15 protein-coding genes and 1 tRNA gene are annotated in these 13793 nt (G+C 33.1%); 2 read left to right on the top strand and 14 right to left on the bottom strand.

The window, feature by feature from the left end; all coding sequences use genetic code 11:
• Positions 1 to 7: 7 nt before the first annotated feature.
• The 5 genes from V5E38_RS23230 to V5E38_RS23210 all read right to left on the bottom strand — a co-directional run bounded on the left by V5E38_RS23230 (position 8) and on the right by V5E38_RS23210 (position 3061).
• Complete coding sequence (locus V5E38_RS23230; RefSeq protein ID WP_499211610.1) at positions 8 to 1363, bottom strand: PTS sugar transporter subunit IIC; 1356 nt, start codon at positions 1361 to 1363, stop codon at positions 8 to 10.
• A 44-nt stretch (positions 1364 to 1407) separates the two neighbouring features.
• Positions 1408 to 1710, bottom strand: a complete 303-nt coding sequence (locus V5E38_RS23225) for a PTS sugar transporter subunit IIB (RefSeq protein WP_499211609.1) — start codon at positions 1708 to 1710, stop codon at positions 1408 to 1410.
• A 334-nt stretch (positions 1711 to 2044) separates the two neighbouring features.
• Positions 2045 to 2338, bottom strand: a complete 294-nt coding sequence (locus tag V5E38_RS23220; RefSeq protein ID WP_025671447.1) for a DUF6509 family protein — start codon at positions 2336 to 2338, stop codon at positions 2045 to 2047.
• A gap of 288 nt (positions 2339 to 2626) precedes the next feature.
• The gene (locus V5E38_RS23215; protein ID WP_499211608.1) at positions 2627 to 2782 is read right to left on the bottom strand and encodes a hypothetical protein; all 156 of its coding nucleotides are present in this window, start codon (positions 2780 to 2782) and stop codon (positions 2627 to 2629) included.
• A gap of 205 nt (positions 2783 to 2987) precedes the next feature.
• Positions 2988 to 3061, bottom strand: a tRNA-Arg gene (locus V5E38_RS23210).
• A gap of 738 nt (positions 3062 to 3799) precedes the next feature.
• Between V5E38_RS23210 and V5E38_RS23205 the strand changes: the two genes are divergently transcribed.
• Positions 3800 to 4306: a hypothetical protein gene (locus V5E38_RS23205; RefSeq protein ID WP_499211607.1), complete on the top strand. Its 507-nt coding sequence runs from the start codon at positions 3800 to 3802 to the stop codon at positions 4304 to 4306.
• Between the two features lie 657 nt (positions 4307 to 4963).
• Positions 4964 to 5557 (top strand): ATP-dependent Clp endopeptidase proteolytic subunit ClpP, encoded by a 594-nt coding sequence (gene clpP / locus V5E38_RS23200; RefSeq protein ID WP_097973533.1) that lies wholly within the window; start codon positions 4964 to 4966, stop codon positions 5555 to 5557.
• A gap of 91 nt (positions 5558 to 5648) precedes the next feature.
• On the opposite strand, the gene V5E38_RS23195 is transcribed toward clpP, so the two are convergent.
• The 9 genes from V5E38_RS23195 to ppaX form a co-directional block, all read right to left on the bottom strand.
• A complete protein-coding gene (locus V5E38_RS23195; RefSeq protein ID WP_025568719.1) occupies positions 5649 to 5906 on the bottom strand; it encodes an HPr family phosphocarrier protein in 258 nt (85 codons plus the stop codon).
• Between the two features lie 20 nt (positions 5907 to 5926).
• Positions 5927 to 6877 carry a DNA-binding protein WhiA gene (gene whiA, locus V5E38_RS23190; RefSeq protein WP_097973535.1) on the bottom strand — a complete coding sequence of 317 codons (951 nt, stop codon included), beginning with the start codon at positions 6875 to 6877 and terminating at the stop codon, positions 5927 to 5929.
• Positions 6878 to 6916: 39 nt separating this feature from the next.
• Complete coding sequence (locus V5E38_RS23185) at positions 6917 to 7885, bottom strand: gluconeogenesis factor YvcK family protein (RefSeq protein ID WP_499211606.1); 969 nt, start codon at positions 7883 to 7885, stop codon at positions 6917 to 6919.
• The gene (gene rapZ, locus V5E38_RS23180) at positions 7885 to 8769 is read right to left on the bottom strand and encodes an RNase adapter RapZ (protein WP_335483871.1); all 885 of its coding nucleotides are present in this window, start codon (positions 8767 to 8769) and stop codon (positions 7885 to 7887) included. Before rapZ ends, V5E38_RS23185 begins: the two co-directional genes overlap by 1 nt.
• A gap of 27 nt (positions 8770 to 8796) precedes the next feature.
• Positions 8797 to 9255 (bottom strand): NUDIX hydrolase, encoded by a 459-nt coding sequence (locus V5E38_RS23175; RefSeq protein ID WP_056469826.1) that lies wholly within the window; start codon positions 9253 to 9255, stop codon positions 8797 to 8799.
• A gap of 506 nt (positions 9256 to 9761) precedes the next feature.
• Positions 9762 to 10709, bottom strand: a complete 948-nt coding sequence (trxB, locus tag V5E38_RS23170) for a thioredoxin-disulfide reductase (protein WP_335448213.1) — start codon at positions 10707 to 10709, stop codon at positions 9762 to 9764.
• A gap of 267 nt (positions 10710 to 10976) precedes the next feature.
• Positions 10977 to 12476, bottom strand: coding sequence for a tetratricopeptide repeat protein (locus tag V5E38_RS23165; protein ID WP_335479200.1), 1500 nt, complete (start codon positions 12474 to 12476; stop codon positions 10977 to 10979).
• A gap of 165 nt (positions 12477 to 12641) precedes the next feature.
• Entirely contained in the window at positions 12642 to 13142 is a 501-nt protein-coding gene (locus V5E38_RS23160) for an acyltransferase (protein ID WP_097973546.1), read from the bottom strand.
• Complete coding sequence (gene ppaX / locus V5E38_RS23155) at positions 13139 to 13786, bottom strand: pyrophosphatase PpaX (RefSeq protein ID WP_097973547.1); 648 nt, start codon at positions 13784 to 13786, stop codon at positions 13139 to 13141. The genes V5E38_RS23160 and ppaX overlap by 4 nt, the downstream gene beginning before the upstream one ends.
• Positions 13787 to 13793 lie beyond the last annotated feature (7 nt).

The raw sequence follows: 13793 nt of genomic DNA, 5'->3' as shown, positions 1-13793 counted from the left end.
CATTCTATTATACATTTAATGAATTACTACTTGTCGTTTCTGTTGATTTTCTAGCTTCCATTCTTTCTGCTACTACAACGAACGGTAAGTAAATAACGATTGAAATCGCTACGTTTACAAGCGATAAAACTGCACCGCTCCAATGACCACCTGTTGCTAAATAGCCACCTATTACTGGTGGAGTTACCCAAGGGATTGTAGAAACAACTGGGAAAACAATATGTGATTGAACAGCTAAATAAGAAATAATGGTTAAAACAATTGGAGTACAGATAAATGGTATTAACCATACTGGGTTTAACACGATTGGTAAACCGAAAATAATTGGTTCATTAATATTAAATAATCCTGGAGGTGTTCCTAAAGCAATCATCTGTTTATGACGTTTACGGTTAACTAAGAACATTGCAACAAGTAAACCAATTGTAGTACCTGATCCACCCATATATACGAATGCATCTAAGAATGGCCCTGCTAAGACTGAATACTTATCTAGATCTGTCACACCTTTTGCATATAAATCGATGTTATGGTTACCTAGAGTTGTTAATAAAGGAGTTGTAATCCCCCCTAAAATATTTGGACCATGTAATCCAATCGCCCAGAAGAAATGGACAAAGAATGCAATCGCAACTGCAAATCCTAATGAATCAGCTGCATCAGTTAATGGTTTTACAAGAACTGAATTTAACCAATCATTAAAGAATACGCCGTTCGAAATGTATAATCTGAACAATAAGCCAATTAATGCAACGATAAAGATTGTTAACATACCTGGTAACAACTTTGCAAATGCTTTTGATACTGCAGGTGGAACGCCATCTGGTAATTTAATAACTAATTGTTTCACTCTAGCTAAACGAACAAAAATTTCAGTCGCAACAATCGCAACGATAATTCCTGTAAATAAAGCCGTTGAGTTTAATGAATTCCAACTAATAAATCCCCAAGTTCCACCTGTAGCTGTCTTACCACCATTTAACGTAACAGATACTGCAGCTAATGATTGGGGAACAAGTACAAAGTAACACGCTAATGCAACAAGCATTGCTTCAAAACCTTCATCACCATAAGAACGAGCTAATCTATGCGCGATCCCTACTACGGCAAATACTGTCATAAATGCAAATGTTCCCCACCAAATATCACTGCCTAGTGTTTTCCAGTTTGCACCAAAGACTGTTTCCATCATTTTATCGTAGCCGTGGATTGCGCCACCTAAGTTATTAATAAGTACAGCAAAAGCTCCAATCATCGTAATGGCAATCATTCCAATTAACGCATCACGGATCGCTAACAAATGACGTTGATTACCAAACTTCGCTGCGGCAGGCATTATATACTTTTCAGCAAAACGCATCATTCAAAATACACCTTCTTTTCTCTCTAGATTTTTAATTCCCCGTTTTATTTTTTCAAATTTAAAGCCATTTCCAGCACAGCTTCACCATTCATCAATCCATAATGCACTGGATTAATCGTATCTACTGGTATCCCTTTAGGTTCAGCTAACTTTTTCATTTCTGAGACTAGATAACGAACCTGAGGACCAAGAAGTAATACATCCGCTTTGACTAAATTTTCTTTTGCCTCATCACCAGCAACAGCCCATATTGTTGCCTCAATTCCTTTTGCCTTAGCTGCTTGTTCCATTTTTGTAACAAGTAGACTAGTCGACATTCCTGCAGAACATACCAATAAGATATTCATCCTACACCTCCTCAATTTTCCTCGTCGATGAAACGCTTACATTTTTACAAATAATGACAAAAGAATTACGCGTTACAAGGACAAGTTATGAATCAATTTAAATATTGCAAATTCTATGCCAATATTCTAAAAAATCTTTCTATTTAAAAACACAACAAAAAAACCTTGATAAATCAAGGTCCTCAAGACGAAACATTTATTCAAAATATTAGTGTTTTATCAGTGTGTAAGCTCAATTGGTACTGTGTTTACAATCACAAAATAGTGTGTTGCCAAATTACTCAATCTAAACGATTCCCTAAACTAAAGTGTGTCATTCAACAACACATTAATATTAATCTTCAACTGTTAAATGAGTTTTACAAAATTCAAATACTTCTTTTTCTTCATCTTCTTCCAAATCAAAATCTAAATACTGATTAGACTCAGCTTCATACAAGTCATATTTAATTAATTTCGACTCTTCACCTTTTACTCCAAAAAGCACTTTTATGTATATACCTTTTTCATTAAATAATTCATCATCCTCTGGTACATTGATATAAAGAATAAACTCATATCGATCACCTTCAATGATACCAAATGGATCTTTTATTTCTTCTACAGTGTATTCTGCAATCGTTAACACAAAAACATTCCCTTCAATTTTAATATGTACTATTATACACAAAGGAATGGACAAAAAGAAAGACGCCTGCCGCAGCAGACGTCTTGATGCGTTTGAGGCGAGAGACCGGGCGGCCACATCCGCGCGTTTAGCTTGCGCATATCTCTCGTCTTACTCAAATTAGCTCATCGCAAAGAGTAATATATCATATATTTAGGAAAAAGGATAGAGGAAAAAAATAGAAGGAGGAAAAATAATCGATAATATTACTCGACTCTAATTAAAAAAATGATTTTAAACTTCTCTTGATTAGAAACAGAATTTAATGATTTTTAAGTCGATGCAATATTTTTTCTTTTTACATGTTGAGTACAGTTTATAGGTTTCTTTAAATTTTAATTCTCTTTCTATTTCATCTTTATTGATTTGAGCCATTTCTTCAAGAAACCAAGAATTCATATCCATTTGAATGACCTCCCTTTATTTACTTTAAATATATGATTTTAAGTTAAGGGAACCCATTCTTCATTGGATGGAGTTTTAGTACATCTTTAGTTGTAGGGTAAAGGTAGGATTTTGTACTGAGATTCAGGAGGTAACGGAGGAAAAATAAAAACCGAGTGATAAATCTGTTAATTTACAGATTTTATCATTCGGTTTATTCTTTTAGCGCGCTCGACAGGATTCGAACCTGCGACACACGGTACCGGAAACCGTTGCTCTATCCAACTGAGCTACGAACGCATATTAATATAAAGTTAAAATAAGTATATCTTATTGTCACCCCAATCTCAGGGGGTAGTAGCAAGGAACAGCTCGAATGGTATTTCACCATAAATATGTTTACTCTGTCCCACCCTTGCCTCAGTATGTAATTGCAAGTAGCGGCTCGGCAATATACTATAAGTTAAAATAAGAGTTTCGTATTTCCCACCCCAATCTCAGTAGGTAATTTCAAGGTGTGGCTCGATTGGTGCGCTGTAGTTTCGCTAAGTAGCTTATTCAAACGTGCTCTATCCACTGAGTTATGTTTTAAAAAAAGATTAAGAAATATGAAATGTCTAGAAAGAGATTTTTAGAAAATCTTATGTTTTTTATTATATCGTTAGAATGTTCTGACCGCAATGATTTAGGTTTCTTTTTGAGTATGAAAATATTCTTTAAATTGGAAAAGAAGAAGATGCACATGGGATTGATTTGTGTGCATCTTCTTTGATGATCATTATTTAATAGGTTTTTTCCGTTTTTTGATGACTTGTTGATACCAGTATAAGCTTTTTTCTTGATTCTTTTTAGTGTGCCTTTTCCTTCGATGCCTTTGTCTAGTATATATAGACGTAGCATTTTTTCATTACCACTAGTTTACTCATTATTAAAAAATATTTTAGTTTTTGATATGTTGTCACATTTACTTCCATTTTTTTGTTAAATTTTGCTAAAATTATTTTAGGGAACGTTTCCAAATTAATTGAATTGGAGATTTTGTATAAAAAAATATTATATTTATTTCCTATTTTGATTTTATGTGGTTTTTTCTTTTTGTTTCCTAACTCATCTCATGCAGAAAATAATAATAGCTCAGCAGATTTGCCACTTTTTTCTGAAAATCTTGATTTGACTCCTGAACAAATTGAAGAACTTTTTAATTTAATTAATTCTACTTATAAGATAGGGGAACCATTTAATAAATCTGATACAGATTTTATAAAAAATTATGCTCAAATTTCAGTTGAACCTACTATACAAGGTCGTTCTATAAAATGGGTGCCTTTGGGAGGCACAGTAAATAAATCCTTTAATAAAACTAAAACATCACAAGGAGTAAATGTTAATTTTTCAGGCAAGGTATATTATACTTCAGGTTTGTTAACAAATTCGTATAAAGGAAATATTAAGGCAAGTATTGCATCAGGTTCTTCTAAAGTAAAAAGTATGAAATTGGTTACAACACATTCTGCTTATAGAGTAGTAGGTAGTGGGGGTACTTAAGTTGGATTAGTACACGATTCTAGTCTAAGTACTAGTTTAACTGGAAAAAGTATAGCTATGGATAAGACTAAAAAATATAGCGCTGAGTTAGTTGTATATACATATACAAATGCGTATGTTACAGTTAATACCACATCTGGTAGTTTTAATTTGTATGCTTTTTAAAACTAAAGGAGATAAAAAATGGGGTCTATAAATTTATTAAATTTAATGATTATACTTGGTATTTTAAGTGGTATAGTTTATTTATGTATGAAATTAATAAAGAAAATTAAGCAAAAATTTAATTTAAACAAAAAAATATAAATTCATGACGTCCTCTGTATATAGGGGACTTTTTTTATTGTTTGCTTCTTCCTTTCTCACGTTCTCATTTTGATAGGTTCTACATACTATCCACAAGCCTAGAATATACTCCAATCATTTAGTTATTAGTTTTTTAACTAATCAAAAGAAAAACTACATAAAGTTACGTTTAATAATAGGAAAAGTCGTTAATGATGTTGAAGTATTAGATAAATAGATATGTTATAAAAGGTCAATATTTTTTAGTTTAAATAATACATTAAATATAGCATCTCTTTTATTTGACCTTTTCTGACCTTAAAGGTATTATTGTATTAATCATTCATTTGTTTTAAACAAGGAGGAGAAAAAATGAATTTAATTCCTACAGTTATTGAACAAACAAGTCGTGGTGAGCGTGCGTATGATATATACTCTCGTCTATTAAAAGACCGCATCATCATGTTAGGTAGCGCAATCGATGATAACGTAGCTAACTCAATTGTTTCACAACTTTTATTTTTAGCGGCAGAAGATCCAGAAAAGGATATTTCATTATACATAAATAGTCCAGGAGGAAGTATTACTGCTGGTATGGCTATTTATGATACGATGAACTTTATTAAGCCACAAGTATCTACAATTTGTATTGGTATGGCGGCTTCAATGGGTGCGTTCTTATTATCTGCTGGGGAAAAAGGAAAGAGATATGCTCTTCCAAATGCAGAAGTTATGATTCACCAACCATTAGGTGGTGCTCAAGGTCAAGCTACTGAAATCGAAATTGCAGCTAAGCGAATCTTGTTCTTACGTGATAAATTAAACAAAATTCTTGCAGATCGTACTGGTCAACCATTAGATACGATCGAGCGTGATACAGAGCGCGATAACTTTATGACTGCAGATCGTGCATTAGAATACGGATTAATTGATAAAGTAATTTCTAATACTGCAGCTATTAAATAATAATAATAATAATAATAAACTAGCCGTAATTCTTCGGCTAGTTTTTTTATAGAAAAAAATTGGACATCCAACTTGTGAATGTCCAATTACATTAAATTTCTTCTCCGATAAAGTCCATTACAGCTTCCATCGCTTCAACTTCATCGTCACCAGTAACAGTAATTACAATTTCTTCTCCATGAGGTACAGCAAGACTCATAACACCCATAATACTCTTAACGTTTACTTGTTTACCTTTGTAAGCTAATAATACTTCTGAACGAAATCTCGTAGCAACTTGAACAAATTGTGCAGCTGGACGAGCCTGTATTCCAGTTTCTAATAGTACTCTCCCTTTTTTCTCAATCATTTTTTCTTCCCTCTTAACTTTTATTTTATTTTAATTGGTTCTCCCGCTCTTAGTTTATCAGCTATTTCATCAATTTTACGTAGTCGATGATTGATTCCTGATTTACTAATTGCACCGCTAGATACCATTTCACCTAACTCTTTTAATGTTACATCCTCATACGCTACTCGAAGTTCTGCAATTTCACGTAGCTTTGGCGGTAATATATCTAAACCAACTGAGCTTTGGATATAACGTATATTTTCAATTTGTCTAAAGGCTGCACTAATCGTTTTATTTAAGTTCGCAGTTTCACAATTTACTAGACGATTAACACTGTTTCTCATATCTCTTACGATGCGGATATCTTCAAACCTTAATAAAGCTGAATGTGCACCAACAACATTTAAAAACTCAGTAATTTTTTCTGCTTCCTTTAAGTACGTAATATAACCTTTACGTCTTTCTAGTGTTTTAGCATTTAATCCGAACTCATTCATTAGACGACAAATTTCTTCCGTATGCTCTTTATATAGTGAAAAAATTTCTAAATGATATGAAGATGTCTCTGGATTATTTACCGAACCACCAGCTAGAAAAGCACCTCTTAAATAGGAGCGTTTACAACATTTCTTCGCAATTAGCTCTTTCGCTATTTCATTCGTAAATGTAAATCCTTCACCAGTTATATAAAGATCATTTAAAATATGTTTCGCTTCTTCTTTTATTCGAACAATATATACATTGTTCTTTTTAAGACGCATTTTTTTACGAACGAGCAATTCAACGTCCACATCATAAACACGTTTAATTAATACATATATTCTTCTAGCAATTGCTGCATTTTCAGTAACTACATCTACAATAAATTGGCGATTCGCAATTGATAATGAACCATTCATTCGAATTAAAGAGGATAGCTCCGACTTTGAACAACAATCTTTGATCTCAATCGTTGTTAATTCTTTTTTCGTTTCTGATGCAAAGGACATTTGAATCACCCCCTCCTTCTAGCTCTATATATTTTTTCATTATTCTTTTATTTTTGTTGGGATTAGATCACATAAGATTTCAGCTAACTTTACTGTATCATGCCTAATCACATTATCATCATATTTAACGATCGACTTTTGAACAATTTCTAGATTTAAAGATTCAAGCTCATTTATATCTAATTCTACTTGTTGAGCATGTTCTTCCTTATAAAGTTCTAAAATATTTTTAGGCATTTTGCCTTCATTTACAATAATTGTATCGATAAAACTTGAGTCTAAATGCTGGTATAGAGCCCTTACATGATCACTAGCTGTATAATACAAAGTTTCACCCGCTTGAGTCATCACATTACATACATATACTTTTTTAGCTTTTGAATTTACAACAGCCTTCCCAATTTTAGTAACTAATAGATTAGGAAGAATACTCGTATATAAACTACCAGGTCCAATTACAATTAAGTCAGCACGATTAATTTCATCAAGAGCCTCTTTTAAAGGTTCAACATTTGCTGGTGCTAAAAATACTCTTTTAATCTTCTTACCCGAATAAGGAATTTTTGATTCACCTGAAACAATTGTGCCATCTTCTAATTCAGCTTTTAATACGACACTTTGATTAGCTGCTGGTATAACTTTCCCTCTAACATTTAATACCCTTCTCATTTCAATGATTGCACGGTAAAAATCACCTGTAATCGCAGTCATTGCACTTAGCATTAAATTACCTAGAGAATGTCCAGAAAGGTCTCCAGATGTTGCAAATCGATGCTGGAATAATTCTTCCAACATCGGTTCCACATCTGATAATGCGGCAAGTACATTTCGTACATCACCAGGCGGTGGAATTTTTAACTCGTCACGTAATCGTCCAGAGCTACCACCATCATCTGCGACTGTAACGATAGCGGTAATATCAACGGGATGTTTTTTCAACCCACGAACTAAAACTGATAGTCCTGTTCCGCCTCCAATTATTACTATTTTCGAACGTTGACTAACCATTACTTATGACTCCTTTTTTCAACGTCCCGATGACTAACATTCGTATCGTATTGATCCTTATAGTAGTTAGCTAAATACTCCGCTAAAGTAACAGAGCGATGCTGTCCACCCGTACATCCGATCGCAATGATAAGTTGTCGTTTACCTTCTCTTTTATATTGAGGTAACATGAAACTAATTAAATCAATTAATTTCAGCATAAATTCGGTTGTCTCATTAAATTTAAGAACATAAGACGAAACTTCTTCATCTAAGCCAGTTAAAGGACGCATTGATTCAATATAAAATGGGTTTGGTAAAAATCGTACGTCAAATACTAAATCCGCATCAATCGGTATTCCGTACTTAAAACCGAATGACTGAATATTTACTGAAAAACCTTCTTGTTCATTTTCTCTAAATTGTTCAATTATTTTTTCTCGTAATATTTTAGGCTTTAAATCTGAAGTATCATAAATTAATTGTGCACGCCCTTTTACCTCGGCTAAAAGAGTACGTTCCAACTCAATTCCTTTTAATGGAGAACTCGTTGGAGAAAGTGGATGTGAGCGACGAGTTTCTTTGTATCGAGTAACGAGTGCAGCATTCGTTGCATCTAAAAATAAAATTTGAGGGATGATTGAAGGAGTAGACATTAATTGATCTAGTGAATTTCCTAACTGATCAAAAAATTCTCTTCCTCGTAAATCCATAACAAGAGCAACTTTATCTGTTGTATTGTGATCCGGGTCCTTTAATAGCTCTACAAATTTTGGAAGTAGAGCAGGAGGAAGATTATCGACACAGAAATAACCGATATCTTCTAACGCTTGAACAACGACAGTCTTTCCAGCACCTGACATTCCAGTTATAATAACCATTTTTACATGTGATCTTGTAGGCATTTAACTCAACCCTTTCTATAATTTAGGTTAACTAGGATTTAAACGATATCTTAATAGTTCAAAATCCGGTGTATAGACAAAGGTACCATGTAAAATTTCTTTACCCTTTAGTAAATAATCAATAATATGATAGTCACCTGCTGCCATAGGAAGATTTTTCACTTCATCTATTGCATGCCAGCGAAGAATTCCTTCTTCACACTCATCTTGATTTTCGCCGTCAAACTCGGTAGCCAAAAATGAAAACATCATCCATTCATTCACTACCTTAGCATCTTCTTCTATAATAATTGTAAAAACACCTTTTAATTTAGGGTTTTTTAAGTAAACACCTGTTTCTTCACGATATTCACGAACAACTGCTTCTCTAATGTTTTCACCTGGCTCCATCTTACCGCCGGGTGCAACCCACCAGTTTCTTCTAGGTTTTTGTAGCAAGAGGATATTATTTTCATTTACCAAAACACAATGTGTAACTCTTTGCATTTCTTATACCTCACTTACAATTTGGACTTGCAGTTGGTTGAAACTGCCCAATCTATATTATACCGTTAAACTAGTCAGACAACAACTTGTTAAGAGTGGGAATTAGGGCTGAAAGATCCTGGCTAAAGGAAAAAATCTTGTGGGTTCGAACTACGGTTGAGGGAACAAAATCGATCACTTTCGGAGACAAATAAAGAAAACTCACCTGATTTACGCGCTTTTTCGCGAAGACTAAAGGCGTAGTTAAACTTATAATAAATCTTACTGCGTCCGGTCCTTCTTTGTCGCTGCAAATTTATACTTTAGTGCACAAAAAAAGGGAACATGGACAAGCGCATATCCATGTTCCTATATATATTAGGGGGCTCTCTGGTTATTGTCTATATTACAGTAACTATATTTCAAGAGAGTTACACCCTAATTACATATAAGTTTCAGAATATTACAATTTCGTTCACAATTCTAAAACTTAATTTTATATTTCAATTTATTGTTTCTAATCAAGATTAGTTAGTTTTAGATAATTCTTCTTTTAATTCTTCAATATAATGTTGTACTGCTTGAGCAGCAATACTTCCGTCTCCAGTAGCTGTTACAACTTGACGTAAAGTTTTTTCACGAACATCACCAGCTGCAAAAATACCTGGTACTCTTGTTTCCATCACATCATTTGTTTCGATATATCCATTTTCATTTGTAATACCTAAACTTAAGAATGGTTTTGTTAATGGAAGCATTCCAATATAGATAAATACGCCATCTGTTTTAAATTCAGATTCTTCACCATTTTGAGTATCTACAAGCGTTACGCTACTTACTTTACCATCAGTTCCGTTAACTTCTTTAATTGTTGAATTCCAAATAAATGAAATTTTTTCATTTGCAAATGCACGGTCTTGAAGAATTTTTTGAGCTCGTAATTGATCTCTACGGTGAACGATTGTAACTTTAGAAGCATATCGAGTTAAATATACGCCTTCTTCTACTGCTGAATCTCCGCCACCTATAACAACTAATTCTTTATCCTTAAAGAATGCTCCATCACAAACTGCACAGTAAGATACACCACGTCCGCCAAGCTCTTGCTCACCTGGAACACCAATTTTTTTGTATTCTGCACCAGTTGAAATAATAATTGCGCGTGCTTTGTATTCTTTTTTACCAGCAATGATTGTTTTATATTCTTTACCGTCGATAATTTCTTTAATGTCACCATAAGCGTATTCAGCACCAAATTTTTTCGCATGATCAAACATTTTATTTGATAAATCTGGACCTAAAATACTATCAAAACCTGGGTAGTTTTCAATTTCTTCAGTATTTGCCATTTGTCCACCTGGAATACCACGTTCCATCATTAATGTAGAAAGATTTGCACGAGATGTATATACAGCTGCAGTCATCCCTGCAGGACCAGCTCCAATGATAATAACATCATAAATTTTTTCTTCCATTTCTTAATCACTCCTTGTACTTAAATGGCTAATTGCCCTACTTCATTAACTATCACTATCCTAATACGCGATGACATAAAACAACAAATCATATGCTCATGATAAAGAAAACTCTTCGACTGACGAGCCATTAAGGCGAAGTCAGAGGCGTAGTTGCACTTATACTTAATTCTAGAATCGGCTACCACATCGAGTACAAATCCTTGCTGCCAATTTATACTTACCTTAATGAGAAATAAAGAAAGCTTGCATTAACACCATCTGGTATTAAAACAAGCTTCGAATGGCGTTAATGCCTTTATTTAATAAATAGGTAGAGATATTATAGTTTGCTGCAATTTTCTTTTGTGATACACGTTTTACTTCATTTTCAACAAGATAATGTGTAGCAGCTAATAAAACATCTTCATTTACAGGTAATTCTTTATATTTTAATGTAAGTTCACATATAGCGAAAAACCATAATTGAAGATGATTACGTAGTATTATATAATCTTCTTCCCAAGTCGTTTGTACTTTCTTTGCTCCGTTAATCGCAATATTCAGTGATGGATGCGGCTCTAGATAACACATATTATTTAGAAGTACTTGTTCTAATTGTTCATCAAGACCAATATTTTCTAATGGATTTAAATCTTGAAGGATTGAACTGAATTTTTGTTCATAATAATATTCCTTCATAAAATAGATTAATCCCCATCTCTCACTATTCGAATTGGAGTATTTTGCTTGGTACTCTGTTTCAGCCATTAATTGTTCGATTTCATTTGATGAATGTTTTTTTTCAGCCCATGGAGCCAATTCCTCATGATCATCAAATTCACTTGTCATTTCAAAATTCCAAATACGCTCCGCCGTTTCAATTCTTCCAGATTGATAAGCTGCATCACAGAACATATAATAAAACTGTATTTCTCGATCTGGTCTTTCCATGTAAAGTAAATTAAATAACTTATAAGCTTCTTCATACTTCTTGAACTGATAGAAAAGTACGCCAAGCTTGTGACGGTGCTCTTCAGAGATTGGAACAATATTTGATAAGCCTTCAAGATATTGCAGAGCAATTTCCTGTTCATTTAATATTCTTTTTAGCATTGTTAAATGAATTAAGGCTGATAAATTACCTGGATTTTGTTCTAAAACATATTGTAATACTCTTTCAGCTTCCTCAGGATTACCTAAATGAAGCTCTACTAAAGCTAAGTTATTATAAGCTGGCCAAAATTCTTGATACTTATCAACAATAGTAAGTAAAGTTGTTTTAGCAGATTTCCAATCATGATTTGCCAAATAGCTTGTAACTCGCTCTTGAAGCACTAATAAATCATCATTAATACTTAAATCATCATCTTCTTCACTATGAATAATATCTAAATAGTCTTCTAGTTCTTCTAATTGCTCTTCATCTGTGCCAATTTCTAAATACTTTTGAGCATACAAATTAGCTTTTTGGAATAATCCTAATTCAAAAAATGCAAATGCTAATAAATAATATACATCCTCATTTGTTGGAAATTTATCTAAAATATATTCTAAAATGGTTATTGTAGTTTGATATTGATGTAATGATAAAAGCTTTCTAGAAATATCTATAAGAACTGTTTGATTTTCTTCATTTTCAGCAGCTTTTTTTAAATAATAAATCGCTTGTTCAGAATCGTTACTATTATAAGCTTTCATCCCTTTTTCATAGAAATAATCTTTCGGTAACGAGAACGAAACGACATTATGAAATTGATTTGTTTGATTCCCCAAATTTTCAGACATTCGATCCTCCAGTTTTTCAAGCTTATCACAGTATATCACATAAAAAGAGGAAATAGTCGCCGTCCAAATTATAAGAATTTTAGACGAACGTACAATTTCCACATTATCTAAATAAGTTGTCAAAGTATTATTTTAACCGAAACAAAAAATATTGAAAACCACTTTTTAAATAGTAGTTTCAGATTGAGGTAATGAAATAATAACCATCGGATTACCTCCAACGAATGCACCAGCTGGAACATCCTTGTTGACTAGTGTTGCAGCTGAAACTTTCGCACCATCGCCTATTGTGACACCCGGCAGGATTGTCGTATTTGCACCAACTAACACATTATTACCAATAATGACTTCTCCTAATCGATATTCATTAATTAAATATTCATGCGCTAAGATTGTTGTATTATAGCCGATAATCGAATTCTTACCTACTGAAATTAATTCCGGAAACATTAAATCAGGCGTTACTTTAAATGCAAACGCTGCATACTTTCCTACTTTCATTCCAATGAGATTCCTATACATCCAGTTTTTTAGTCTAAAGAAAGGGATATAACGAGCTATTTCAATGACAATCGTATTTCGAAATGTTTTCCAAAACGAAACAGTCTTGTAGACTTGCCAAAGTGAATTTTCACCTTCAATTAGGTAGCGTTTCGTTTTCCTCAATTCTCATCAATTCCTAAAATTGGTAACAGATCACTCATTTTTTCAAGCATAAAATCAGGTTTAAAAGTTGCTAAAAATTCTTTACCTTTTAGTGACCAAGCAACACCTGCTGTTTTCGTTCCAGCATTTCGACCACCTTCAATATCATGGTAATTATCGCCCACCATTATACTCTCTTCAGGAATAGAATTTAATTTTTTTAAAGCTAATTGAATCGGTTCTGGATGTGGTTTTGCATTTTGCACGTCATCAATTGTGATAACAGTATCAAAGAATTGCTTTAATCGACTAAAACTTAAACCCATTTCAACAACATTTCGTGCCTTTGTTGTGACAATCCCAATTTTATATCCTAATTTGTGTAAAGTTTCAATCGTCTCATAAACCGTTTCATACTCCTCGACAAACTCATCATGCATCTCCATATTAAAACTACGATATTCCGAGATGAACTCGTCAACTCTTTCTGCATCTACCGTAGAGAATGATTCAGTTAAAGTTGGACCCATAAAAGGTATAACATGTTCACGTTTATATTGTTCAGGATAATATTTATTCAAAGTATGCAAGAATGAAGCAATAATTAATTCATTTGTATTGATTAAAGTACCATCTAAATCAAATAGGATTGTATTAATTTTCATAAGAAAT

This window comes from Rossellomorea sp. GAMAL-10_SWC (assembly GCF_049568075.1).
Classification (GTDB): domain Bacteria; phylum Bacillota; class Bacilli; order Bacillales; family Bacillaceae_G; genus Gottfriedia.
The sequence above is the reverse complement of the archived record's forward strand: the minus strand, read 5'-3'. Positions and strand labels throughout refer to the sequence as shown.

Bases quoted from the DNA above. Each gene is read 5' to 3' on its own strand.
- V5E38_RS23230 (WP_499211610.1), bottom strand. From the start codon at position 1,363: ATGATGCGTTTTGCTGAAAAGTATATAATGCCTGCCGCAGCGAAGTTT.
- V5E38_RS23225 (WP_499211609.1), bottom strand. From the start codon at position 1,710: ATGAATATCTTATTGGTATGTTCTGCAGGAATGTCGACTAGTCTACTT.
- V5E38_RS23215 (WP_499211608.1), bottom strand. From the start codon at position 2,782: ATGGATATGAATTCTTGGTTTCTTGAAGAAATGGCTCAAATCAATAAA.
- clpP (WP_097973533.1), top strand. From the start codon at position 4,964: ATGAATTTAATTCCTACAGTTATTGAACAAACAAGTCGTGGTGAGCGT.
- V5E38_RS23195 (WP_025568719.1), bottom strand. From the start codon at position 5,906: ATGATTGAGAAAAAAGGGAGAGTACTATTAGAAACTGGAATACAGGCT.
- whiA (WP_097973535.1), bottom strand. From the start codon at position 6,877: ATGTCCTTTGCATCAGAAACGAAAAAAGAATTAACAACGATTGAGATC.
- V5E38_RS23185 (WP_499211606.1), bottom strand. From the start codon at position 7,885: ATGGTTAGTCAACGTTCGAAAATAGTAATAATTGGAGGCGGAACAGGA.
- rapZ (WP_335483871.1), bottom strand. From the start codon at position 8,769: ATGCCTACAAGATCACATGTAAAAATGGTTATTATAACTGGAATGTCA.
- V5E38_RS23175 (WP_056469826.1), bottom strand. From the start codon at position 9,255: ATGCAAAGAGTTACACATTGTGTTTTGGTAAATGAAAATAATATCCTC.
- trxB (WP_335448213.1), bottom strand. From the start codon at position 10,709: ATGGAAGAAAAAATTTATGATGTTATTATCATTGGAGCTGGTCCTGCA.
- V5E38_RS23165 (WP_335479200.1), bottom strand. From the start codon at position 12,476: ATGTCTGAAAATTTGGGGAATCAAACAAATCAATTTCATAATGTCGTT.
- ppaX (WP_097973547.1), bottom strand. From the start codon at position 13,786: ATGAAAATTAATACAATCCTATTTGATTTAGATGGTACTTTAATCAAT.